Origin of the sequence: Kordia sp., assembly GCF_050633145.1 — a bacterium.
Lineage (GTDB): Bacteria > Bacteroidota > Bacteroidia > Flavobacteriales > Flavobacteriaceae > Kordia.
In genome coordinates, this window is the sequence record NZ_JBOEFY010000029.1 from 55571 (window position 1) to 80616 (window position 25046).

Annotated in this window: 22 protein-coding genes; 13 read left to right on the forward strand and 9 right to left on the reverse strand. The window is 33.7% G+C overall.

All coding sequences use genetic code 11. The features are described 5' to 3' along the window. Window positions 1-47 precede the first annotated feature (47 nt). The gene (locus ACRBBL_RS15590) at window positions 48-695 is read left to right on the forward strand and encodes a hypothetical protein (RefSeq protein WP_431370000.1); all 648 of its coding nucleotides are present in this window, start codon (window positions 48-50) and stop codon (window positions 693-695) included. A 52-nt stretch (window positions 696-747) separates the two neighbouring features. Further along, on the forward strand, window positions 748-1407 hold the full coding sequence (locus tag ACRBBL_RS15595; RefSeq protein WP_431370001.1) for a lipoprotein signal peptidase: 660 nt from the start codon (window positions 748-750) through the stop codon (window positions 1405-1407). A gap of 95 nt (window positions 1408-1502) precedes the next feature. Here the strand turns inward: ACRBBL_RS15595 and ACRBBL_RS15600 are convergent, their stop codons facing one another. Next, on the reverse strand, window positions 1503-2078 hold the full coding sequence (locus ACRBBL_RS15600; RefSeq protein ID WP_431370002.1) for a 5-formyltetrahydrofolate cyclo-ligase: 576 nt from the start codon (window positions 2076-2078) through the stop codon (window positions 1503-1505). 134 nt (window positions 2079-2212) lie between these two features. Here ACRBBL_RS15600 and uvrC point away from each other — a divergent pair, with 134 nt between their 5' ends. After that, complete coding sequence (gene uvrC, locus ACRBBL_RS15605) at window positions 2213-4003, forward strand: excinuclease ABC subunit UvrC (RefSeq protein WP_431370003.1); 1791 nt, start codon at window positions 2213-2215, stop codon at window positions 4001-4003. A gap of 10 nt (window positions 4004-4013) precedes the next feature. Next, window positions 4014-6236 (forward strand): patatin-like phospholipase family protein, encoded by a 2223-nt coding sequence (locus tag ACRBBL_RS15610; RefSeq protein ID WP_431370004.1) that lies wholly within the window; start codon window positions 4014-4016, stop codon window positions 6234-6236. A 41-nt stretch (window positions 6237-6277) separates the two neighbouring features. On the opposite strand, the gene ACRBBL_RS15615 is transcribed toward ACRBBL_RS15610, so the two are convergent. Then, the gene (locus ACRBBL_RS15615; RefSeq protein WP_431370005.1) at window positions 6278-7195 is read right to left on the reverse strand and encodes an AraC family transcriptional regulator; all 918 of its coding nucleotides are present in this window, start codon (window positions 7193-7195) and stop codon (window positions 6278-6280) included. 172 nt (window positions 7196-7367) lie between these two features. On the opposite strand from ACRBBL_RS15615, the gene ACRBBL_RS15620 reads away from it, so the two are divergent. The 5 genes from ACRBBL_RS15620 (at window position 7368) to ACRBBL_RS15640 (ending at window position 13099) form a co-directional block, all read left to right on the forward strand. Beyond that, on the forward strand, window positions 7368-8867 hold the full coding sequence (locus ACRBBL_RS15620) for an aldehyde dehydrogenase family protein (RefSeq protein ID WP_431370006.1): 1500 nt from the start codon (window positions 7368-7370) through the stop codon (window positions 8865-8867). Between the two features lie 87 nt (window positions 8868-8954). Continuing rightward, entirely contained in the window at window positions 8955-9308 is a 354-nt protein-coding gene (locus ACRBBL_RS15625) for a DUF779 domain-containing protein (protein WP_431370007.1), read from the forward strand. Between the two features lie 258 nt (window positions 9309-9566). Continuing rightward, complete coding sequence (locus ACRBBL_RS15630) at window positions 9567-10724, forward strand: homogentisate 1,2-dioxygenase (RefSeq protein ID WP_431370008.1); 1158 nt, start codon at window positions 9567-9569, stop codon at window positions 10722-10724. A 129-nt stretch (window positions 10725-10853) separates the two neighbouring features. Continuing rightward, window positions 10854-12017: a 4-hydroxyphenylpyruvate dioxygenase gene (hppD, locus tag ACRBBL_RS15635; protein ID WP_431370009.1), complete on the forward strand. Its 1164-nt coding sequence runs from the start codon at window positions 10854-10856 to the stop codon at window positions 12015-12017. A 137-nt stretch (window positions 12018-12154) separates the two neighbouring features. Further along, window positions 12155-13099: a tryptophan 2,3-dioxygenase family protein gene (locus tag ACRBBL_RS15640; protein ID WP_431370010.1), complete on the forward strand. Its 945-nt coding sequence runs from the start codon at window positions 12155-12157 to the stop codon at window positions 13097-13099. 659 nt (window positions 13100-13758) lie between these two features. On the opposite strand, the gene ACRBBL_RS15645 is transcribed toward ACRBBL_RS15640, so the two are convergent. The 7 genes from ACRBBL_RS15645 to ACRBBL_RS15675 form a co-directional block, all read right to left on the reverse strand. Continuing rightward, a complete protein-coding gene (locus tag ACRBBL_RS15645) occupies window positions 13759-14016 on the reverse strand; it encodes a hypothetical protein (RefSeq protein ID WP_431370011.1) in 258 nt (85 codons plus the stop codon). A gap of 164 nt (window positions 14017-14180) precedes the next feature. Continuing rightward, the gene (locus ACRBBL_RS15650) at window positions 14181-14405 is read right to left on the reverse strand and encodes a hypothetical protein (RefSeq protein ID WP_431370012.1); all 225 of its coding nucleotides are present in this window, start codon (window positions 14403-14405) and stop codon (window positions 14181-14183) included. Between the two features lie 171 nt (window positions 14406-14576). Continuing rightward, window positions 14577-15188 carry a hypothetical protein gene (locus ACRBBL_RS15655; protein WP_431370013.1) on the reverse strand — a complete coding sequence of 204 codons (612 nt, stop codon included), beginning with the start codon at window positions 15186-15188 and terminating at the stop codon, window positions 14577-14579. 206 nt (window positions 15189-15394) lie between these two features. Beyond that, complete coding sequence (locus ACRBBL_RS15660) at window positions 15395-15937, reverse strand: T9SS type A sorting domain-containing protein (protein WP_431370014.1); 543 nt, start codon at window positions 15935-15937, stop codon at window positions 15395-15397. A gap of 387 nt (window positions 15938-16324) precedes the next feature. Further along, entirely contained in the window at window positions 16325-17170 is an 846-nt protein-coding gene (locus ACRBBL_RS15665; protein ID WP_431370015.1) for a T9SS type A sorting domain-containing protein, read from the reverse strand. A 62-nt stretch (window positions 17171-17232) separates the two neighbouring features. Then, entirely contained in the window at window positions 17233-18117 is an 885-nt protein-coding gene (locus tag ACRBBL_RS15670; RefSeq protein ID WP_431370016.1) for a T9SS type A sorting domain-containing protein, read from the reverse strand. A 102-nt stretch (window positions 18118-18219) separates the two neighbouring features. Then, window positions 18220-19998, reverse strand: a complete 1779-nt coding sequence (locus ACRBBL_RS15675; protein ID WP_431370017.1) for a helix-turn-helix domain-containing protein — start codon at window positions 19996-19998, stop codon at window positions 18220-18222. Between the two features lie 296 nt (window positions 19999-20294). Here ACRBBL_RS15675 and ACRBBL_RS15680 point away from each other — a divergent pair, with 296 nt between their 5' ends. The 4 genes from ACRBBL_RS15680 to pgi all read left to right on the forward strand — a co-directional run bounded on the left by ACRBBL_RS15680 (window position 20295) and on the right by pgi (window position 25038). Then, window positions 20295-21071, forward strand: coding sequence for a DUF3108 domain-containing protein (locus ACRBBL_RS15680; RefSeq protein WP_431370018.1), 777 nt, complete (start codon window positions 20295-20297; stop codon window positions 21069-21071). 77 nt (window positions 21072-21148) lie between these two features. Beyond that, entirely contained in the window at window positions 21149-22114 is a 966-nt protein-coding gene (locus ACRBBL_RS15685; RefSeq protein ID WP_431370019.1) for a tryptophan 2,3-dioxygenase family protein, read from the forward strand. After that, entirely contained in the window at window positions 22111-23388 is a 1278-nt protein-coding gene (locus tag ACRBBL_RS15690; RefSeq protein ID WP_431370020.1) for a peptidoglycan DD-metalloendopeptidase family protein, read from the forward strand. Before ACRBBL_RS15685 ends, ACRBBL_RS15690 begins: the two co-directional genes overlap by 4 nt. 6 nt (window positions 23389-23394) lie before the next feature. Next, entirely contained in the window at window positions 23395-25038 is a 1644-nt protein-coding gene (gene pgi, locus ACRBBL_RS15695; RefSeq protein WP_431370021.1) for a glucose-6-phosphate isomerase, read from the forward strand. Window positions 25039-25046: the final 8 nt, after the last annotated feature.

Sequence of the window (25046 nt, forward strand, 5' to 3'; positions counted from 1 at the left end):
AACGATCAACAAATCAAGCAACAACTGTCATATCGAACGCAGTCGAGATGCAAACCTTTAGCGGTCATTACAAAATGCAAAAACCTATATACATAACCTATATTCTAGTACTGATGACTACAGTATGCTTTGCGCAAAAAATAACGCAACAAAGCATTGCTATCTATGAAGTAGAAGAAATTCGCATCGACACGGAAAAAATATTTCAACTGAATATTTATAGTACCAATGAAAATGTAATTAAGGTTGAAACCCGAATGGAAGGTGAATACTATCGGGATGTAAATGTGATTACTGCAACAAAAAACAAACAATTACAACTTTCTTGCGAGCTTGCCGAAGGTTTTGAGCTGCCAAATGACAAACTGAGCGCACACAAAGTATTTTCGATCACGATGAATTTGTACATTCCCAAACAACTCAAAGTACAATTAGAAGGCGACGAAACTCAAGTATATATCAAAGGAAATTATAAAAAATTCTGGGGAATATTAATCTCAGGAAACTTTACATTAAACGAATTGGAAGCTGAAGCCAAAATTCAAACCAAAAAAGGAAACATTCATTACAAAAAACAAAAATTGCCAACATTTGAAACCGTATCAGATCAACAAATCATATTCTATGAAAAAGGAAAAAAAGTAGAATTGAAAGCTGATAACGGAAAGATTACGTATTCTGCTAATAAAGGATAAAATATTCTTATTTTAGCGGGCAATTAATTTTCAAACGAAAATTGTACGACAAATGTCATTAAAAAAAGCTATTGGAATCATTGTTTTGGTCTTACTCATCGATCAAATCAGTAAAATATATATTAAAACAAATTTTCAACTAAGAGACAGTGTTGATGTTTTTGGTTGGTTCAAAATTCTATTTGTAGAAAACAAAGGAATGGCTTGGGGCGTGGAGCTTCCAGGTACTTACGGAAAACTATTCCTAACACTATTCCGCTTATTCGCGATTACTGCAATCGGGTATTGGTTATACGATGCCGTAAAAAAACACAGTTCACGTATTCTTATCGTATCTATCGCATTGATCTTTGCCGGCGCTTTAGGAAACATTATTGATTCTGTATTTTACGGAATCATTTTTAATGGAAGTGAAGGACAAGTAGCTACTTTTTTACCAGACGAAGGCGGATATGCGTCTGTATTTCACGGTCGCGTTGTAGACATGCTCTATTTTCCTATGGTCGATACAACTTGGCCAGAATGGGTGCCATGGCTTGGCGGAGATCGCTTAAGTTTCTTTGATCCTGTATTTAACATTGCCGATTCTGCAATTACTGTCGGGGTTGCCTTATTAATCATCTTCAACAAAAGAGCATTTCCTAAAAAGAAAAAGGAAAACAAAAGAGAAGTAGTCAAAGAAGTTGTGGAAGTAGACCCTAATAGAGCTTAATTTTTATTTACTGTATTGACACGTCATTTTGAATGATTTTTCATATTAGACGAAAATCAGGACATGAAAAATAGTATCGAGAAACATTCCTTATGTCATTGAGCGGAGTCAAAATGAAAAACATCATTAGGCGTCACACAAAAATCCAATCTAATATCAGTTGAATTTGTTTCAATATCAGTTGTTTCTGGTGGGAAAAAAGACAAGCCAATCTTAATCACATCTGGTTTGCATTCTGCTAAAAATCGGTCGTAAAAACCCTTTCCATAACCAATTCTATTTCCTTTAGAATCGTATGCTAACAAAGGCACAAAAACCACATCAATTTTGCTTGAAGGAACTTCAATGCCATCAACAGGTTCAGGAACATTATAAGTGCTCTTTTTAATTTTTGTGTTATCTGTAAGAAGAAAATGTGTTAGCGAACTATCTTTAAAATTAGTTTTAGGAATGATAATATCTTTATCTTTTCCTGCGAGAATATTTAAAATAAACTCAGTATCAATCTCTTTATATTCTGCAATAGTCAGAAACAAATGATAATAACGTTCTTCCCAAATAGGAAGTTTCAATAACTTATTGGCAATTGCTACGCTAAAATCGTCTAACTCTTGGTGTGTCAGGTTATTTCGTAACGCTTTGTACTTCTTTCGTAAAGCAGATTTTGACATGAATTCAATTTTAACACAAAAATAAAAATTGTAACTTAGATAAGCTTTTGTTTTTGGAATAATTGCGAGTAACTTTGTTTAGCAAAGAGTAAAAAATCCCAAAAGCGAAGCGACCTAAGAGCCAACACCCAACAATGACCGAAGCCCTAAAACTACAACTCAAAACAATTCCCACCAATCCTGGTGTCTATCAATACTATGATGTAGATGGAAAATTGTTGTATGTAGGAAAAGCTAAAAATCTGAAAAAACGGGTGTTGTCATACTTCAACAAAAATCATGACTATGGAAAAACGAGAGTACTCGTTAAAAAGATTGCTTCCATAAAACATATTGTTGTTGAGACGGAAACAGATGCATTGTTGCTAGAAAACAATCTCATCAAAAAATACCAACCGCGATACAACGTATTATTAAAAGACGACAAATCGTATCCATGGATTTGTATCAAAAAAGAACGTTTTCCAAGAGTATTTCAAACACGTAGAGTCATTAAAGATGGTTCGGAATACTTTGGTCCGTACACAAGTGTAAAAACGGTTCGAACACTATTAGATCTCATCAAAGGACTCTATCCGTTGCGAACCTGCAATTACGATTTATCACAAGAAAAAATAAACGCAGGCAAATACAAAGTCTGTCTCGAATATCACTTGGGCAACTGTTTAGGTCCGTGCGAAAGTTATCAAACAGTAAAAAGTTATGATGAGCAAATTGTTGCCATTCGCAAAATACTAAAAGGAAATTTCAAAGATTCTTTGCATCAATTCAAAACGCAAATGAAAGCGCATGCGGAAGCAATGGAATTCGAAGAAGCGCAAAAAGTCAAGGAAAAAGTAGAAATCTTAGAAAACTATCAAGCAAAATCGACCATTGTCAATCCGAAAATTAACAATGTAGATGTATTTTCAATAATCTCTGATGAAAGCTTTGGGTACATCAATTTCTTGCAACTTTCGTTAGGTTCAATTGTGCGTTCGCATACAATGGAAATTAAGAAAAAATTAGAAGAAACAGACAAAGAACTACTAGAATTGGCAATCACAGAAATTCACCAACGTTTCCAAACCAATTCCAAAGAACTCTATGTACCTTTTGAAGTTGAAGTTGGTGAAAAATTCAAAATTACCATTCCAAAACTAGGAGACAAAAAGCATATCTTAGACTTATCGTTACGAAACGCGAAATATCACAGAATGGAACGTTTCAAACAAATAAAATTGACTGATCCTGATAAACATGTAAACAGAATCATGTCACAAATGAAAAAGGATTTGCGTCTTTCTACAGAGCCAAGACATATTGAGTGTTTTGACAATTCCAACATTCAAGGAACCAATCCTGTGGCGGCTTGTGTAGTATTTAAGAACGGAAAACCGAGCAAAAAAGAATACCGCCATTTCAATATAAAAACCGTAGTTGGTCCAGACGATTTTGCTTCTATGGAAGAAGTTGTTTACCGTAGATACAAAAGATTATTAGACGAAAAGCAACCTTTACCACAATTAATTGTCATTGATGGTGGGAAGGGACAACTATCATCTTCGTTAAAAAGTTTAGATGCTTTAGGTTTACGAGGAAAAATAGCAATCATCGGAATTGCAAAACGTTTGGAGGAAATATACTATCCAGGCGATTCTATTCCGTTATATTTAGATAAAAAAAGTGAGTCGCTCAAAATTATACAGCATTTGCGAAATGAAGCACACCGATTCGGAATTACGTTCCATCGAAATAAAAGAAGCAATGCAGCGTTAAATTCAGAGTTAGAAACCATTGCTGGAATTGGTGAAAAAACAATCGTAGAACTTCTAAAAAAATTCAAATCGGTTAAGCGAATTTCAGAAGCATCACTCGAAGAAATTTCGACAGTTGTAGGCAATAGTAGAGCAAAAAAAATATACGATAACTTTCATAAAAAATAAGGAGTCAGCCATGAAGCGATGGATATTCATCTGCATAGCAATTTTTAGTATTAGTACGGTTTTCGCGCAAAATTCAGAAAAAAAGCGAGACCTAAGAGTCGGTTTGGTGCTTAGTGGTGGCGGTGCAAAAGGGTTGGCACACATTGGAGCGCTCAAAATAATTGATAGCTTAGGAATTCGTGTCGATTATGTAGGCGGAACAAGTATGGGTGCAATTGTTGGCTCATTATACGCTTCTGGTTACACGGGAAAACAAATTGATTCCATCTTTAATACGATAGACTTTGAAGTATTAATTCAGGATGAATTGCCGCGTTCAGCAAAAACGTTTTACGAAAAAGAAGATGCCGAACGTTATGCGATTACCTTACCATTTGATAGTTTTAAAGTTACTGTTCCTGCGTCAATCTCCAAAGGACAAAATGTATACAACAAATTAGCAGAAGTACTATTGCATGTAGAGCATGTAGATGATTTTAGCAAATTGCCAATTCCATTTCTCTGTATTGCATCCGATATAGAGAGAGGCGAACAAGTTGTGCTAGAAAAAGGATATTTACCTGATGCAATTACAGCTAGTGGTGCATTTCCATCACTATTTGAACCCATTCCTATGGGAGAACGTTTATTGATTGATGGTGGTGTAACAAACAACTATCCGATTGACGAAATAAAAGCAAAAAATATAGATATCATCATTGGTGTAGATGTCCAAGATGGTTTGGCAGATAGAGAAAAACTCCAATCTGCAACTGGGATTTTGGTGCAAATAAATAACTTTCGTACCATCAATGATATGAAAATAAAAAGCAAAAAAACGGATGTCTACATTCGTCCAAACATTAAAGGATATTCGGTAATTGCTTTCGACAAAGGACGCGAACTCATTGATAAAGGAGAAATTGGAGGAAGAGATCAGTTAAAAGCACTGCAGGAAATTGCCGCACAGCAACAACAAAAACGAAACTTGCAGCCTGTAAAAGCAAAAGATTCTATTGACATTAATTATATCCACTTACGTGGGACCAAAAATGTGCCGCGTTCGTATGTAAGAGGAAAACTGCGTTTTAAAACACCAACAAAAATACCGTTCAAAAAATTTACGGAAGGTATCGGAAACTTAGCGGCAACTGGAAACTTTACAGGAATTCGATACAAAAGAGTGAAAAGTAGTGAAGGCAAAGATGATATGATTCTCAACCTTAGAGAAAAACCCAATACCATGTTTTTACGTTTGGCTGCACATTACGATGATGTATACAAAACAGCAGGATTAATCAATGTAACGAAGAAAAAACTATTCTTTAAAAACGATGTTGCTTCATTCGATTTTATCATTGGCGACAACATTCGCTATAATTTTGAATACTATATTGACAAAGGATATTATTGGAGTATTGGAGTAAAATCACGTTTCAATACGTTTGAACGCGGTGTTAACTTTGACTCATTTACAGACGATACTTCCAATCCGAATATAAACAGAATTGATATTGAAGTTTCCGATTTTACCAATCAATTTTACATTCAAACAGTTGTTCGAGAAGAATTTGTATTTGGTATTGGAGCTGAACACAAACGTTTAACAATTGATTCAGAAACCATTGGTGAAAATGATGGAGAAGAAACTGTCTTTGAACGAAGTGACTTTCTAAGTCCGTTCGGATTTTTAAAATTAGATACATACAATAACAAATATTTCCCTTCAGATGGATTGTTCTTTTCAGGAGATTTTCACTGGTATCTGTATTCCTCAGATTACAACAAAAACTTTGAGCCATTCTCATTGGCAAGAGCTAAAATTGGCTACGCTACACCGTTATTTGATAATGTATCGTTAAATATTTCATCGGAAGGTGGTTTTAAAATTGGAGAACCTGGCACAAACTCTTTAGACTATGTTTTAGGTGGATATGGAAACAATTTTATCAACAATTATATTGCCTTTTTAGGGTATGACTTTCTAAGTTTTTCAGGTGATAGTTTTGTAAAAGGTACGCTTACGCTAGATTATAACTTCTTGATCAAACATCACTTAAACTTCACGGCAAACTACGCCAATGCTGGAAACAATATTTTTGATCATGGCGAATGGTTTTCTACTCCAGATTTTAATGGGTATGCAGTTGGTTACGGTTTAGAAACATTTTTTGGTCCACTGCAAGTCAAATATGCCTGGTCACCAGATGTAGAAAAAGACCAAATGTACTTTAGTTTTGGTTTTTGGTTTTAATATATGTAATTGTCTATTTATAAAAACGATAAAAATTAATTTTATATTGAAATAGACTTTTTAAATTGTTGAGGTGTCATCATTTCAATCTTCTTAAACTGTCGGTTAAAATAACTTGTATTATTAAATCCAGATTTAAACGCAATTTCAGACATTCTAAAATCTTGAGACTCTTTGATAAGTTTCTTTGAAAATTTAATCTTTTCAGAATTTATATAATCAATAGGAGAAACACCTAAGGTATTTTTAAACTGTTTATGAAAATGTGAAACACTCATATAAGCTTTCTTTGCCAACAAATCCACAGAAATATCTTTATTGGTTAAGTTATCTTTGATATACTTAATAACAGTTCCAATTCGTGTATCATTAAATATTTGGTGCGCATCGTTTATAATCAATGACTTGGCTTTGGTTTGTAAAAGCCTCACAATTAACTCTTGTATCATTAAATCTAACAATACATCTTTCGATTTATTATTATTCGTAAACGTATATGTCAATCGTTCAATTAAATGACTTACATCTGCATTATTAATTAAATGTGACGTTGTTTTCTCTAAATCCCAATTATTATTCTCGTTATCAATAGCAACATGTTGATTAAATTTTTCAACAACTTCATCAATCTTAAAAGCATCAATGCCAAGTGCTAAACATTGTGTAGGATTATCTTTTGTAGCCAAAGGGAAATCGATAACCATTTCCTTATTCGTTGGCATAACTACAGATTCGCCAGGGAAAAAATCAAAAGCTTCAAAATCCTCAAGATGCATAACTTTTTTCCCTGTTAACATACTGGCTATAATTGGAAAATTGAACGTTAATGAAACCTTTTCGGCAAAAGCATGCGTTTCGTAAATATTAAGTTCTGCGTAATCAGCACTATACGTCGTTCTGTTTTCCACCAAAGTGGTCAGTTTTCGGTTGTTTTTATGTTGATCTAATATAGACTTCATACTCAATATTACAAAAAATTAATACGCAAATGACTAAATAATAGATATGTTCATGAATATAATAAATATGTTCAAGAGAATTAGAATATGATAAAATACTTTTATAAAAATTGAATAGAATTTATTTTTTAGTTTAAAAAACTAACTAATTACTAATAAAATAAGAAATTATATGCGTTATTCGAAACCGAAATTTAAAGAGAAATATGGCAATTTTATAAACGGAAAATTTATTGAACCGTTAGGAGGACAATATTTTGACAATACATCGCCAATTGATAATAGCTTAATTGCAAAATATCCTCGTTCTCAAAAAGAAGATGTGGAATTGGCTTTAGATGCTGCAAATGTCGCAAAAGAGGCTTGGGGAAACACGTCAGCAACAGAAAGAGCAACACTACTAAACAAAGTTGCAGACATTATTGAAGCAAACCTAGAAGAATTTGCACTCGTTGAAACTTGCGATAATGGAAAACCCATTCGCGAAACCTTAAATGCAGACATTCCTTTAGCAGTAGATCATTGGCGTTACTTTGCAGCGTGTATTCGCTCAGAAGAAGGCAGCGCTACAGAACTAGATCAGCACACGCTATCCATGAATATAAAAGAACCGTTAGGTGTTATTGGTCAAATCATTCCATGGAATTTTCCATTACTAATGTTATCATGGAAATTACCACCAGCGTTGGTAACGGGTAACTGTGTGGTGTTAAAACCTGCCGAACAAACACCATCTTCAGCAACCTTACTCATGGAAAAAATTGCAGAAGTATTTCCTCCAGGAGTTGTAAACATTGTACATGGTTTTGGCCCAGAAGCAGGAAAACCATTAGCGTCAAGTGCTAAAGTAGATAAAGTTGCCTTTACTGGCGAAACGACAACAGGACAATTGATCATGCAATACGCGTCTAAAAACCTAAATCCAGTAACGATGGAATTAGGCGGAAAATCGCCCAATATTTTCTTTAACTCTGTAATGGATGCGGACGATGCATACTTAGACAAGGCTATAGAAGGAGCTGTTTTATTTGCTTTTAATCAAGGAGAAGTTTGTACTTGCCCTTCAAGAATTTTAGTGCAAGAAGATATTTACGATGCATTCATGAAGCGTGTCATTGAACGCACAAATGCTATCATTCAAGACAATCCTTATGATGTAGCTACCATGGTTGGCGCGCAAGCATCTAACGATCAATACGAAAAAATACAATCTTACTTCAAAATTGGGAAAGACGAAGGCGCCAAAGTACTAACTGGTGGAGAAGCCAATAAACTAAGCGGCAATCTGGCAAACGGTTTTTACATCAAACCAACAATACTTGAAGGTCACAACAAAATGAGAGTCTTTCAAGAAGAAATTTTTGGACCTGTTGCGTGTGTCACGAAATTTAAAGATGAAGCCGAAGCAGTAGAAATTGCAAACGACACACTTTACGGACTTGGAGCTGGAGTTTGGACACGAGATGCGCATCAATTATATCAAATACCAAGAGCTATAAAAGCTGGTCGTGTTTGGGTAAACTGTTACCATGCATATCCTGCACATGCACCATTTGGAGGTTACAAAAAATCTGGTTTTGGTAGAGAAAATCATGTAATGATGCTCAATTACTATCGTCAAACCAAAAACATGCTCATCTCGTATGATAAAAATAAATTAGGTTTCTTTTAATAGAAATCAAATAGAAAAAATCAAGAATAATTTAGTAAAAAGGCTGATTTACAATGTATTTCAGCCTTTTTTAATACCTTTAAAATTATGGAAAGAATTGCAATTACTCAAGAAGCTGCAAAAATTTTAGAACAACTAAAGGAGAAACATGGCGACTTAATTTTTCATCAAAGCGGTGGCTGTTGTGATGGTTCTGCACCGATGTTATTTGAAAAAGGCGATATGTATTTAGATGAAAGCGACATTCTCTTAGGAGCGCTTAATAATGTTAACTTTTACATGAATCAAGATCAATTTGAATATTGGAAACACACACATTTAACGGTTGATATTACAGAAGGTCGTGGTGCAAGTTTTTCTTTAGAAATTCCTTTAGGACTTCGTTTTCTAATTCATTCAAGGCTATTAACTAATGAAGAAAATGAAGTACTCAATAAATAATGAAATACAAATTTAAAACAACTTCAATCATAAAAAATTTATAAATAATTACGATATTTGTGTGCAGATGAAAAAAAATCATTTGCTAAATTTATACAAGTGAAACCTTTTTGGAACGACTTACTAGCGCATTTACACTATCTTATCAAGCGAAACCCTGAATAAGATAGCGTTGTTTTTTTGCTAAATGTGAGCTTAACTCTTCGCATTTTTCTATATCTTATCACATCATTTTTACGATTATAAAAAAATAACAATATGCCTTTTTATCATAAATTAGGAAATATTCCACCAAAACGTCACACAATATTCAGAAAGCCAAACGGCAATTTATACTACGAACAACTTTTTGGAACGATTGGTTTTGACGGAATGTCCACAAATAGTTACCACGAACACAGACCAACACAAGTAAAAGAAATACGTAAGCAATACAGCGTAAAACCTAAAATTGCTAAAGCTAATAATATGCAGTCGTATCGCTTCCGCGGATTTCAAGTGCCGCCAGAAGCAGACTATTTAGAAAGTAGAAAAGTAGTCTTAACTAACAGTGATTGCAACATCATCTTATCTGCGCCACAAGAATCTACTCGCGATTATTTCTATAAAAATACAGATGCAGACGAATTAATTTTTATCCATAAAGGAACAGGAAAACTCCGCACAATGCTCGGAAATCTTGATTTCAAATATGGTGACTATTTACTCATCCCACGAGGAATCATTTACAAACTGGATTTTGATACAGACGACAACCGATTATTCATCGTAGAATCGTACCGACCAATATATACGCCAAAACGCTATAGAAACTGGTTCGGGCAACTCTTAGAACATTCACCATTTTGCGAACGCGATCTAAGAAGGCCAGAAGAATTAGAAACCTATGACGAAAAAGGAGAATTCCTTATCAAGGTGAAAAAACAAGGTGACATTTTTGAAATGATCTACGCAACGCATCCTTTTGATGTTATTGGGTATGATGGGTACAACTATCCGTATGCATTTTCAATTCATGACTTTGAACCAATTACAGGACGAATTCACCAGCCACCACCAGTACATCAAACTTTTGAAACAGATGCTTTTGTAATCTGTTCATTTGTGCCAAGATTGTACGATTATCATCCACAAAGTATCCCAGCACCATACAATCATAGTAATATTGATAGCGATGAGGTTTTATACTATGTAGATGGAGACTTTATGAGTAGAAACGATATTGATGCAGGACATATTTCATTACATCCAGCAGGAATTCCACACGGACCACACCCTGGTGCAGCCGAAAGAAGTATTGGAAAAACAGAAACTGAAGAACTTGCGGTCATGGTAGATACATTCAAGCCATTGCAAGTAACAGAAGAAGCAATGAAAATTGCCGATGAAGATTATTATAAATCTTGGTTAGAATAAACACAAGACTGATGACACAACACACAACCAACATTGCAACGCAAATTCGCGCTATGTGGTAAATAATATTAATTATTTACACAATAAAAAACACAAAAACGAATTGCAAACGCATAAAAAACTTAAAAGATGGCAGCAGAAATAAAAAACTTAAAAGATTTACAAAATACAGAATACGGACTCAAAAAATTATTTGACGACGCACAAGATTTTCTTCCGTTACTAGGAACTGATTATGTAGAATTATATGTTGGGAATGCAAAACAATCAGCACACTTCTACAAAACAGCATTCGGTTTTCAATCGGAAGCGTATGCAGGGCTGGAAACAGGAATGAAAGACAGAGTTTCATACGTATTAAAACAAGATAAAATTCGATTGGTCTTAACAACTCCACTTGGTAAAGGTGGTGAACTGAATGAGCATATCGATTTACACGGTGATGGTGTAAAAGTAGTAGCACTTTGGGTAGATGATGCAACAAAAGCATTTGAAGAAACGACCAAAAGAGGCGCAAAACCATACATGGAACCTACAAAGGAAGAAGATGAAAATGGCTATGTAGTACGTTCAGGAATTTATACGTACGGAGAAACGGTTCACATCTTTGTAGAGCGTAAAAACTACAACGGAATCTTTTTACCAGGTTACAAAAAATGGGAGTCTCACTACAATCCAGAGCCAGTTGGTTTAAAATTCATCGATCACATGGTAGGAAATGTTGGTTGGGGAGAAATGAAAGAATGGTGTGAATTCTATGCAAGAGTAATGGGCTTTGCACAAATTATTTCCTTTACGGATGATGATATCTCTACTGAGTTTACTGCATTAATGAGTAAAGTAATGAGTAATGGGAATGGTAGAATTAAATTTCCAATCAACGAGCCAGCAGAAGGGAAAAAGAAATCGCAAATAGAAGAGTATTTAGACTTTTACAATGGTCCAGGTGTGCAACATATCGCTGTTGCTACCGATAATATCATTGAAACGGTTTCGCAAATGCGCAAACGCGGAGTTGAATTCTTATATGTTCCAGAAACCTATTATGATGACTTACTAGAAAGAGTTGGTGACATTGATGAAGATGTAGAAGAACTTAGAAAACACGGAATCTTAATTGACCGTGATGAAGAAGGATATTTATTGCAAATCTTTACAAAAACGATTGTAGACAGACCAACAATGTTCTTTGAAGTCATTCAGCGTAAAGGAGCACAATCATTCGGTGTAGGAAACTTTAAAGCTTTATTTGAAGCGATTGAAAGAGAGCAAGCTGCACGCGGAACTTTATAAATCTTTTGATAAAATATAATATGTCACATTGAGCGCAGTCGAAATGCTTATTAAACAGATAAGTTTTTTAGTTCTCGACTGCGCTCGAAATGACAATCTGAATTATAATAAAATCATTCTCTCCAAAAAACAACAACATGACCAGAGAAGAATTACTCGCCGCCATAGATAAAAAATATTTAGATATGGGACAAGATCCTGATGTACATCTTTCAGGATTATTGCATGCCGAACCTATGAAGTATTGGGATTTTGTTCAGGTAGATGCACTCTTAGGGTTGCAAACGCAACGTACGCAATTGCCTGATGAAATGGTGTTTTTAATATATCATCAAGTAAATGAATTGATCTTTAAAATGATTCTGTGGGAAATGCAACAAATAGCATTCACAGAAAGCATTTTGCCAGAAAAATTTATCATGCACCTAATGCGTATCAGTCGTTATTTTGATTTGCTTTCCAACTCTTTCGATATTATGGGCGATGGAATGGAAGTAGAACAATACATGAAATTCCGTGACACCTTAACACCTGCCAGCGGTTTTCAATCGGCGCAATACCGAAAAATAGAAATTGCTTCTACAGAACTCATCAACCTAATTGATTATAGGTTTAGAGCCACAATTGATCGTGAAACACCATATCTACATGCGTATAACAATATGTACTGGCAAGTGGCTGGACATGACCATAAAACTGGAAAACGCAGTAAATTGATGGTGAATTTCGATGGTAAGTATAAAAAAGAACTCATCGCATGGATGAAGGAATACAATACCATCAATCTTTGGACAAAATTCAAACAATTGCCTAGAGACTATCAAAATGATACAGATTTAATCAATGCGATGCGTCATTACGATCATACCGTAAATATTAGTTGGGTAATGCATCATTATCACGCTGCAGCGAAATATATAAACTCAGAAAAAGGCAATGCGGAAGCTACAGGTGGAAGCGATTGGCAAAAGTATATGCATCCAAAATATCAAAAAAGAATCTTCTTTCCAGAACTTTGGAGCGAAGAGGAGCTTAAAAATTGGGGAATTACCAATTTGGAAGGCTATAAAACCTTAAAATAGCTAAAAATCCCAAAACTAAAAAGAGTCAAAATGTTGAGTATTTCTCAGTAAATGCAAAAAAAGATTGAATATTCAATAATGAACATCGATAAAGTGCAGCTGTGAATATAAAAATTGTGTTAAAGTCAAACACTGTGCTTGCATAACATCATTCTCGACATATATTTGCAGTGCAAAAGCGAGTGGTTTCCTTTTGCGACTTTAAGAAAAGAAATTTTCATAATTTAAAGTTTTGGTTGGTTAATAAATAAAGAGAAGCTCGATCCTATGATCGGGCTTTTTTTATGGGATCTTTTTAATTAGAATTGATAAAATATTAAGAATTTCACAATAGATAATGTGTTTTACTAAACATTTAATACTAAATATCAGCGAAGTACAGTTGTGAGTGTAAAAATACTGTTAAAGTAAAATACTATGCTTGCATAATAAAAATGTCGCTTTATATTTGCAGTGCAAAAGCGAGTGGTTTCCTTTTGCAACTTTAAACAAAGATTTTCATAATTTAAAGTTTTGGTTGGTTAATAATAAAAAGAACTCGGTCGTAAGATCGAGTTTTTTTATGCAATCTATTCTGTGTTTATTGTAGGATACAAAAAAGACTGCCAACATACATTGACAGTCTTTAAAAATCATTCAACCGTTATTAATAAATCAATTTATGGAAGTTGTATCGTCGGACAAATACATCTAGTTCGTCCTCCGGCAGTACAACCAGCTGTTGGTCCACAATCGTTTGTAACACCACAACCAGCAGCACATGTAGCAGCACAAGTGTTAGCACATGTAGCAGCTTCTGTTGGACAACACGAATTTCCATGACAGGTATTTGTTCCTCCTCCTTGTAATAAATTTTGAGTTAATTGAGAAACTGTAGACTTGTTAATGTCTAACTTTTGAATTTTTCGTTTTTTCATGATTGATAAATATTGAAAATTATTCCTACTCTATAAGCTTTTCGGATTCCGCTTTAAAGCAACTGTTCGTAATTTGATGTGTTTGATTGAAATAAAAAATTGACATAATTAAAACTATAGCATAGTCTTAACTCCTTTTTTATTTTTGATAAATTGCCTAAGCATTAAGCTGGACAATATCTACTTTCTGGGCAGATATCTGTAGGAGAGATTGTTCCACATAAAACATGACATGTATTGGCACACGTATTAGCACATGTTGGCGCTTCTGTTGGACAACACGAATGACCGTGACACGTATTTGTACCACCACCAGTCAATAAGTCTTGCGTTAGTTGAGAAACTGTTGCTTTGTTGATTCCCAATTTTTGAATTTTTCGTTTTTTCATGATTGATAAATATTAAAAACTATTCCTACTCTATAAGCTTTTCGGATTCCGCTATAAGGCAACTGTTCGTAATTTGATGATGAATTCGATTTTTGATTGATGTAAAAAATCTATTAATACTATCCAAATGTTATGGTAGACAGACAGTTCAGTTGCTGTTTTTTATCTTTTTTAAAAAGTACACTGATTTGCCGCGTTTGAACATTCTGTTGGAAATCCACTTTGTCTTGCTCTGAATTCTGGAGAATTTCCAATACCTCTAGCAACGTCAAGAATTCCTCTTGTATTTAAAATATTAGTCCAGTAAATTCCTCCATTTACATCAGGTTCTCTTAGTAATAAACCCCTGTATGCGATATATACCTTTTTATGAATTTGAGAACTCGTAATATTATTTCTGTTTAAAAAGCTGTGATATCTAGAGTTCCAACGTTGACTTGCTTCAGATGATGTAATGAATCCTTTAGCTAAACCTTCAAATCCTTGCGTTCTTCTAACATTAATCCAGTAAGCAACGACACTTGCGTTTTCTGGACAACGCTCCAAGTAAGATAAATATGCAAGCCTTACCACACAATGATCGTCAATAAATTGATTAGGTATTCTTGGAGGTCTAAAGTCTGGATTTAAAGGAATACTTTTACTAGTTGTACTTTCTGTATTGGTAATAATGTCTTCTTCAGAAGTAACTTCGTCGGTTTGACAACCAATTAAATATAAAGAACCTACAATTAATGAAAATGCAAGTATAAAATGGCGTGATTTAAAAATGAATTGTTTCATAGCATTTATAATTTTGAATTGTTTCCTACTCTATTTAGGTTTTTCGGATTCGACCTTATCTCGATCAAGAACAATTCAAAGTTATGTAGCTAAGTCTCTCAAAACAAACGAAGTATTTTCAGATTTATAAAATTGAATACATTTACATAAAAACAAAAGCATTTGTACAGATTACAGATAGGAATCTCTGTTAGAAATTAAAAAAGTCATTCTTTTTGGATGATTTTGACTTGGGTTTTGCCTTCACGAGAAAGTTGAAAGTAATATCGTCCTTTCTGTAAATGTGAAATATTTAAATTATAAGAGATGTTATTCGTCTTTGAACTAGTGCTAGTCAAGCTATATTGATTCATTTTAACTCCTTTATTATTAAAAATAATAACGTCAAGAGGAAGCTGTTTTGAAATTGAATTTCTATCAGATGTATTTGGATACTCAAAAACAATATGATTTGTACTAGGGTTTGGGTGTGTAGTTACAGAAAAAGAATCCGTAGAATCTTCAGGAGAAAATGAACTGTTGGTACTCGTAGTTAAGTGTATTGTTAAGGAAGGACCAGTTGTATAATTGTCAAAATCATTGATATAATCATGTTCATTATCATATTTTACCAAATCAATTTGTACCATGTAATTTGTTTCTGATGGTGTATAATTTGTAGTTATAATATGTGGATAATTATTAGCGTGATAACTTTCTAAACTAGCAGCTACTGAATCCTTTTTTATAGGGGGTATTATTACAGGCACGGTAATTCCTTGGTGTATAATTACAAATCCATTAGTTTGAGACTTAATTGTGTAAAATAATCTAAAATAACTGGTTCTGTCTAGATCGGATTTATACTCAAGGTTTATCCTTAAACTAATCCTGCTATTTTGGTTTGTCTCTTGATTTGTTGGAGCATCTAGATTAAATTTTGATTCACTTCTCGAGTACTAGAAGAATCTTTTACCACTATAGAGACATCTACGATATTGTCCGTAGAAAATGAGCTGGTTTGTGCCCTTGTGATTACTATGAAAAACAAGAATAATGTCGAAAATGTAATAGTTTTTATATTCATAACAATTGAGTTTAAAAAAAGCCATCTATATGAATCATACAGATGGCTTTCTGTTAAAAATTAAATAAGATTATTTTTTTAGAATCGTTTTGATCTGAGTTTTTCCTTCATGTAAAAGTTGAAAGTAATACCTTCCTTTTGGTAAATGAGAAATGTTTAAACTATAGGAAACTCTATTTGTTTTTGTGCTAGAACTAGCCAAACTATACTGACTCACCTTAATTCCTTTATCGTTAAAAATAGTAACATCAAGCGGACGTTGTTGTAAAACTGCATTTGCTGTTGTTTCGTATGTATAGTCAAACGTTACAAAATTTGTACTTGGATTGGGATATGTTAGAACGGAAAAAGAATCAGACGAATTTTCAAAAGCAGCAGAGCTAAAGCTTGCGTTTAAATAAAAAGTAATTCCTGGTAATAAACGATCATAACCATTGGTTTCATTCAGGTAATCATATCTTGATCGATACTTTACCAAATTCATTTTTACTTCATATCTTATATTTAATAATGTATGTTTTCCATGAATTAAAAACGGGTATTCTTCGGGTCTAATGCCTTCTCTTGCTTTCTTTTTTTTAACAGGAGGAATTAATACAGGAGCGGTAATACCTCTTAAAATTTCTCCTGGAGTTCCATCAGATAATAGTTTAGTAAGCGTATACTGTATTCCAAAATAATTAACAGAATCTTCAATAGACGAATTGTCAAGATTTATCCTGAATATAAAGTTTGATCCACTAGGTACATAATGCTCGTTTTCAGAAGTAATTTCATAATTTTGCCCACTAATACCATCGGTAACCAAAAAATTAATATCAACGATATTATCTGTAGACGCATAAGGGTTTTGCGCGTTTATTTTAATTAAGAAAAATAAGAACAGCGCTGTAAGTGTAAAAGTTTTTAATTTCATAGCAATTGTGTTTAAAAAAGTCACCTAATTAATAGATGACTTTCAGTTAGAAGTAAATAAGATTATTCTTTTATAATAGTTTTGACCTGAGTTTTGCTTCCATGTGAAAGTTGAAAGTAATAGGTTCCTTTTTGTAAATGTGAAGTATCTAAATTATAGGAAGTACTATTTGGTTTTACATTAGTACTCGTCAATGTATGCTGACTTAGCTGTACTCCTTTATCATTAAAAATAGTAACACCAAGTGGAAGCTGTTGTGAAATAGCATTTTCTGTGGCTTCACGTGTATATTCAAACGTTACATGATTTGTACTTGGGTTTGGAAATGTTAGTACGGAAAAAGAATTTGTAGTGGTACTTTCCATAACCGGAGTAGGAGTATTTTGCGCATGTATAATAAAAGTTGCTGTAGGACCAATCGTGAAATTAGGAGAGTTATTTATATAATCGGCAAACGTTTCATACTTTAATAACTCAACAGTAGCACGGTATATGGTTGGCCGTATAACATATTCTGCTTTTACTTTATAAGGGTAGATTCCAATAGGTCTATCTGTAAATGATTGAGGTTCAACAGAGCCTCCGTTTTTCTTTCTAACAGGAGGAATAATTACCGGATTGGTAATTCCAAAAAAAGCAGGATCTATAGGTTCACCGAAACCTGATGGGCTAAAATCACATCTCAATCTAAAGAAAGTAACATTATCGCTGTCAGGTAAGTAGGCGAGTTCTAAATTAAAAAAGAGATCATTATGCGGTAATACATAATACATGTCGTCTGCCAGTAAACTGATTTGTTGTTGTCCTCGCTCACCTTCTACCAATATCGTAAAGTCTAATTGATTACTTATTGGAATATTAGAAGTTGGAACTACAGGAGTTTGGGCACTTATTTTTACGACAAAAAATAAGAGCAGGGTCGTGAGTGTGAAAATTCTTGAATTCATAACAATATAGTTTTAAGTTATACTTAAGTAAAGTATGAATATTTCAATGTTCACTACAACAGGTACGTGTTCATATTTATAAATTTAAACAAAATAAACGCCTTAACTCTCAATTTTCTTGATGTAATACGATGGGTTTAAGCCAGTTTTGCTTTTAAACTCTTTAATGAAGGTCGTGGCACTTTTATAACCGATTTCTTTAGAAATTGCATGAATGGTATAAGATCTAAATACGGCATCTTCTTTCAATTTTACCAAAACATAGTCAATTCGAAGCTTATTTAAGTATTGACTAAACGACTGTTTTTTTACGGCATTTAATGCTTTGGATAAATAAGTGGTATTTGTATGAAGCAATTTTGCTGTGGTATGCAAAGTAACATCTGGCGAAAGATAAAAATGTGTACTTTCTAAAGTTTCCAACTCTTCTAAAATAGCATTCGATTTTTCATCTTTTATAGCAGAACTTTGAGAAGTTTTTTGTGGTTTTTTCGTTTTTTGTGGAATTGTCTTTTTAGAAATATCTTCAATAATTGCTAAAAACTTCTGTTCTTTCAATTTGGCTTTTCTGTGATAGGATAAGAAAATTAATAGCAAGATTGAAACCAATAATATAGAAACAGCCGTGATAATTTTCTTATCAACTAGACTTTGTGTATTCTCATTGGCTAATTTTTTATTTTCAATTGCAAAATCATTCAAATCATCTTTAAATAATAACTGTCTTGCTGCCGTCTCTTTTTCATTTTTTGCTGTAATGATTTTTTTTGATCTTCTTAAATACTCAACCTCTTGTGTAGTATTTTCTTGAATGCTCGAAATTTCAATTGCCAAATCATACATATCTTTAATTTTATCAGTATAGGTATCAAGACCTACACGTTCAAAAATGTCATCAAGTAATGATAAAGCTTCTTCGTATTTTTCCTGTTTCTTTAAACTTCGGGCAATATAAAAATCGGTAATGTATAAGTTGTTTTGCAAGCCAGCAGCTTTGAGCATATCTTTCCCTTGCTTAAAAAAACCTAAAGCAGTATGGTATTCACCTTTTTCATAATATACTTTTCCTAGGTTAATTTTAAAACGTCCCTGAGAAATTGTATCCTTTTTTGTTTCAGCAATATCATTACCTAAGCGAAAAGTTTCTTCAGCTTCATTAAATCGTTTCAATTCGGCAAGACATGATACTTTTCCAACAAGTGCACTTAAACGTGTTGCATTATCTTGTTTGGAGAGAGGTTTTTCTTTTTTATCAATTATTTCTAGGACAGAATTATAACTATTCAATGCATTTTCATATCGGTTTAGCTTAGCGCGAATATTGGCGATATTATTTAAACACAAAACTTCATGTGAAACATTTTGTGTCACTGTTGCTAATTCTTTGGCAACAAGAAAAGGTGTCAATGCATCGTCATACACACCTAATACATACCAAGTACTTCCTAACAGCACATTACTACTTATAATGCTTCCTGTATCTTTCATTTTCTCGGCAAGCTTGGTAGAAATATAGGCGCGCTTTAAGGTTTCGTTATGATTAGATTGTAGAAACGAAATGTAAGCCATTTGATAATTAGAGAAAAGTTGGATAGCGTCATTTTCTTCTTTCTTCCCTCTTTCAGAATATATTTTGCAATATGCTAAGCCTAAAACAGTGTCTTTTTCTTGATCGAAAGTATCTTGAATTAACTCTTCAATCTTATCGATAGAATCAGATTCTGAAATATACTGTCGCATCTTTTCTGAGATAATCGTATCGCGTGCTTTGTTGTTTTTTTGTGCTATTGCTAAATTAGAAGCAAGCAATAACAAACAAAACAAGCTTAAATATCGTGCCTGAATTCGTGTAATAGATAGTATGCAAACAATGCTTTTCATGATAGTGCTAGTTTGTAAGAAGTCGGCTCAAAAAGTGATCAGAAATATACAATATAAAATTGAATACAATTTATGTGTCGCCCGATATTTTTAATAGTTACAATTTGCTTCAACACAAACAGAAAATAAATAAAAAAATCAATAGTTTAAAAAGGGAAAACACTACTAAAAAGACAGTTTTATGATACTTCTATCTAAAAATTAAATTATTTTTTGGAATAGTAATTGTAATGCTAACATAAATTAACAAAAAGTAATAAAGTATTTTATTATTTTTACAAACCTTTACATCAAACATGAAACGTATACTTACTATAATCTTCCTACTAGCTTGCTTTGTAGGACAAGCACAAAAAAAAGAAGCCGCATTTGAAACGGGCGAATGGTTTAAATTTAGAATTCACTATGGAATTATAAATGCAAGCTATGCTACGCTCGAAGTAAAAGACGATTACCTAAACGGAAAAAGCGTATATCACGTGGTTGGAAATGGAAAAACTACGGGTTTTGCTAGTATCTTTTTCAAAGTAAACGACAACTACGAAAGTTATTTTGACAAAGAAACAGGAAAGCCATATAAATTTATTCGAAACATTGATGAAGGTGGACACACAAAGAATGTGGAAATCGATTTCAATTATAAAAAGAAGAAGGCGCTTGTAAACAACAAAAAGCACAACACAAAAACGGAGTACGACATTGAAAAAAATGTGCAAGACATGGTTTCTGCGTTTTACTATTTGCGTAACAACTATGATGTGTCAAATATCAAAGTAGGTGAAGAAGTTGTGTTAAATATGTTTTTTGATAAAGAAAACTTCAAATTCAAGTTAAAATTCTTAGGAAGAGAAACAATGAAAACGAAATTTGGTAAAGTTCCTTGTTTAAAATTCAGACCGTATGTGCAAGCAGGACGTGTATTCAAAGAAAGCGAAAGTCTAACATTATGGGTTTCTGATGATGAAAATAGAGTGCCAATTCGTATCAAAGCAAAATTAATGGTAGGTTCATTAAAAGCAGATTTAGATGCTTTCAAAGGACTCAAACATCCGTTTAAAATAATTGTAGACTAGTATGAAATAAGCCATAACAACTGATATAGTTATTGGCAAATTTCATCAGACAGAATTCTTAAAATAAAAATAAGAAGATGAAAATTCCCCCAGAAATTGCAGAACGAATTGAAAAATTAGACAAGAAATATACAAACTCTGGGCAAGATTTAGGTTCGTATCTCGACGGATTATTACACCAAAGATACCTTACCTATTGGGAATACATTCACCTAGATACGCTGCTAAGTTTACAAATACCACGTACTTTTTTTCCTGATGAAGAAATCTTCATCATGTATCATCAAATTACAGAACTATACTTTAAGCTCATCATACATGAGCAAAAGCAAATCATTGACGACAAAGATCAAACGGCAGCATTCTTTACGCAGCGCATTCATAGAATCAACAACTACTTTAAGGCATTGATTTCTTCTTTTGAAATCATGATTAACGGTATGGAAAGAAAACAATTCTTAAACTACCGAATGTCTTTATTGCCGGCAAGCGGATTTCAATCGGCACAATACAGAATGATTGAATTATATTCCACACCAATGGAAAACTTAGTGCATCATACAGTGCGCAATCAATTTTCTGCCAAAGACAGTTTAGACGACCTCTACGAAAATATCTACTGGAAAAAAGGCGCAACCGATAGCGAAACAGGTGAAAAAACCTTAACACTCAAACAATTTGAATATCGGTATACGCCGCGTTTCATGCGAATTGCCACAGAAGTACAACACAGTACAATATATCACCGCTATTTAGCGTTGCCTAAAGAAGTAAAACAAAACAAAAATCTTATTGAAGCGCTCAAAAGGCTCGATCTCAATGCAAATGTCAATTGGCCACTTATGCATATGGGTTCAGCATATCGCTATTTAAGACGTGAAAAAAAGGCGATAAAAGCGACTGGAGGAACAAATTGGAAAGAATACTTGCCTCCAAGTTTTCAGAAAGTGATCTTTTTTCCCGAGATTTGGAGCGAAAATGAAAAAAGTGAATGGGGAAAAGAATGGGTAGACCATATCTTTAACACAGAAAGAAAACAATGAGAATAGGGAAAATTATATTGCTTACACTACTATTAGTAGGTTTCTACGCATGTAACAGCGATGCAAAAAAAGAAAAAGAAACGGTACTAATACAAGCGCCTGCTCCAGATCCGATGGAATTTGGCTTTCATCTAAATGACTATGTAGTTATAAAAGACACGGTGAGAAATGGCGATAGCTTTGGTGAAATTCTACAAAAAAACAATATTGGCTACTCTAAAATCTTTCAAATTGCAGAAAAAACAAAAGATACGTTTGACATTCGTAGACTTGTAGCTGGAAAACCATACACCTTATTATGTACAAAAGGCGATTCGTTACAGCGACCAGAATGCTTTATCTATCAACCAAATAGTATTGATTATGTCGTGATAAAATTTAAAGATTCTATCAATGCATACACGGAAAGCAAACCTGTAAAAATTGTAGAAAGAGAAACGTCTGGTGTAATTACAAGTTCACTATCGGGCGCTATTGATGAAGCTGGGTTAAGTCAAAAATTAGTAGCAGATATGTCAGATATTTACGCTTGGACTATTGATTTCTTTCGTTTGCAAAAAGGCGATCAATACAAACTAGTTTTTACTGAAAAATATATAAACGATACCACTTTCGTGGGAGTTGACAAAATAAAAGCTGCATACTTCAAACACAATGGCGAACCGTTTTATGCCTTCGAGTTTGAAACCGATAGCGTAAAGCAAATTGTAGATTACTACGATGAAAATGCTAAAAACTTACGTCGTGCTTTCTTAAAAGCGCCAGTTGTATTTAAAAATGTACGCATCTCATCACGTTACAACTTACGAAGACGCATCAAACTATACGGAAACCGAATCAGAGCACACAAAGGAACCGATTTTGCTGCACCACGCGGAACAGCAATTATATCAACAGCCAATGGAGTTGTGGTTGAATCTGCCCGTAGAGGCGGAAACGGAAACTATGTCAAAATAAAGCACAACAGTACATATTCCACACAATACTTACACATGAAAAAACGTAAAGTAAAAGTGGGCGAATTTGTAAAACAAGGTGATGTCATTGGTTGGGTAGGAATGACAGGAAACACGTCTGGTCCGCACGTATGTTACCGTTTTTGGAAAAATGGGCGCCAGGTAGATCCTTTCAAACAAAAACTACCAGATGCCGATCCTATTGACTCGACATTAAAAGAATCTTATTTAAAACACATCAAACCATTAAAAATTCAAGTTGATGGTATTGAAGTAAAGCTTCCACAAGAAGAAGCACCAATAACTGCAATAAACTAACAAGACATGTTGACAAACATAAACCCTACAGAAACTGAAGTTTGGAAAAGACTTCAGGAGCATTTCTATGCAACGAAATCGTTTGCGCTACAAGATTATTTTACAACAGATTCAGAAAGAGCTGACCGTTTTACCATTCAATGGAAAAACTTCTATGTTGACTATTCAAAAAATAATATCTCTCAGGAAACCATGGATTTATTATTGGAATTGGCAGCTGAGGTAAATCTCAAAGAAAACATTGAAAAATACTTTGACGGCGATATCATCAATGAAACTGAAGGTAGAGCTGTATTACATACTGCTTTGCGCGAAAAAGAAAGTAGCAAAGTATATGTAGATGGAAAAAACATCATTCCAGAAGTATATGAAGTCAAGCAGAAAATAAAACAGTTTTCAGAAGCAATCATTTCTGGAGCTCAAAAAGGACATACAGGAAAAGCCTTTACTGATGTTGTTAATATTGGAATTGGTGGTTCCGACTTAGGGCCAGCCATGGTGACGGAAGCATTACAACATTACAAAAATCACTTAAATGTACATTTTGTATCTAATGTAGATGGCGATCATGTGCAAGAAGTAATTAAAAAATTAGATCCAGAAACTACATTATTTGTCATTGTTTCAAAAACATTTACAACGCAAGAAACGTTAACCAATGCAATGACCATTCGCGAATGGTTTTTAACACACGCGCCAGCAGAAGCTGTTGCAAAACATTTTGTAGCTGTTTCTACCAACTTGGAAAAAATTAACGAATTTGGTATTGCGTCAGAAAACGTATTTCCAATGTGGAATTGGGTTGGAGGACGTTTCTCATTATGGAGTGCCGTTGGTTTATCTATCAGTTTATCGACAGGTTATGACAATTTTGACAAATTATTAGTTGGCGCACATGAAATGGATACACATTTCAAAACAGCTCCACTTGATCAAAATATTCCTGTAGTGTTGGCATTACTAAGCGTATGGTACAATAATTTTTATGGTGCAGAAAGTGAGGCAATCATTCCATACACACAATACTTACATCGTTTTGCGGCATACTTGCAACAAGGTATCATGGAAAGTAATGGGAAAAGTGTTGATAGAAAAGGAAATCGTGTCAACTATCAAACCGGAACATTAATTTGGGGAGAACCAGGAACAAACTCACAACATGCCTTCTTTCAACTAATTCATCAAGGAACAAAATTAATTCCAGCCGATTTTATTGGTTATGTACATTCGTTAAATGGAAATGAAGAGCATCACGAAAAATTAATGGCAAACTTCTTTGCACAAACAGAAGCTTTATTAAACGGTAAAACAAACGAAGAAGTTATTGCAGAATTGACTGCTAAAGGAATGGAAACTTCTGAAATAGAAAAACTACTTCCGTATAAAATATTTGAAGGTAACAAACCAACAAACACTATTTTAATTGACAAACTAACTCCAGAAAGTTTAGGCGCATTAATAGCTTTATACGAACATAAAATATTTGTACAAGGTGTTATTTGGAACATATTTAGTTACGATCAATGGGGAGTTGAACTAGGAAAACAACTCGCAACAAAAATTTTAGCAGACATTAAAAATCCTGAGATTGCGAAACATGACGCTTCAACCTCAAATCTTTTAAAATATTTCAAAAAAAGCAGGAAATAGATGTTAAT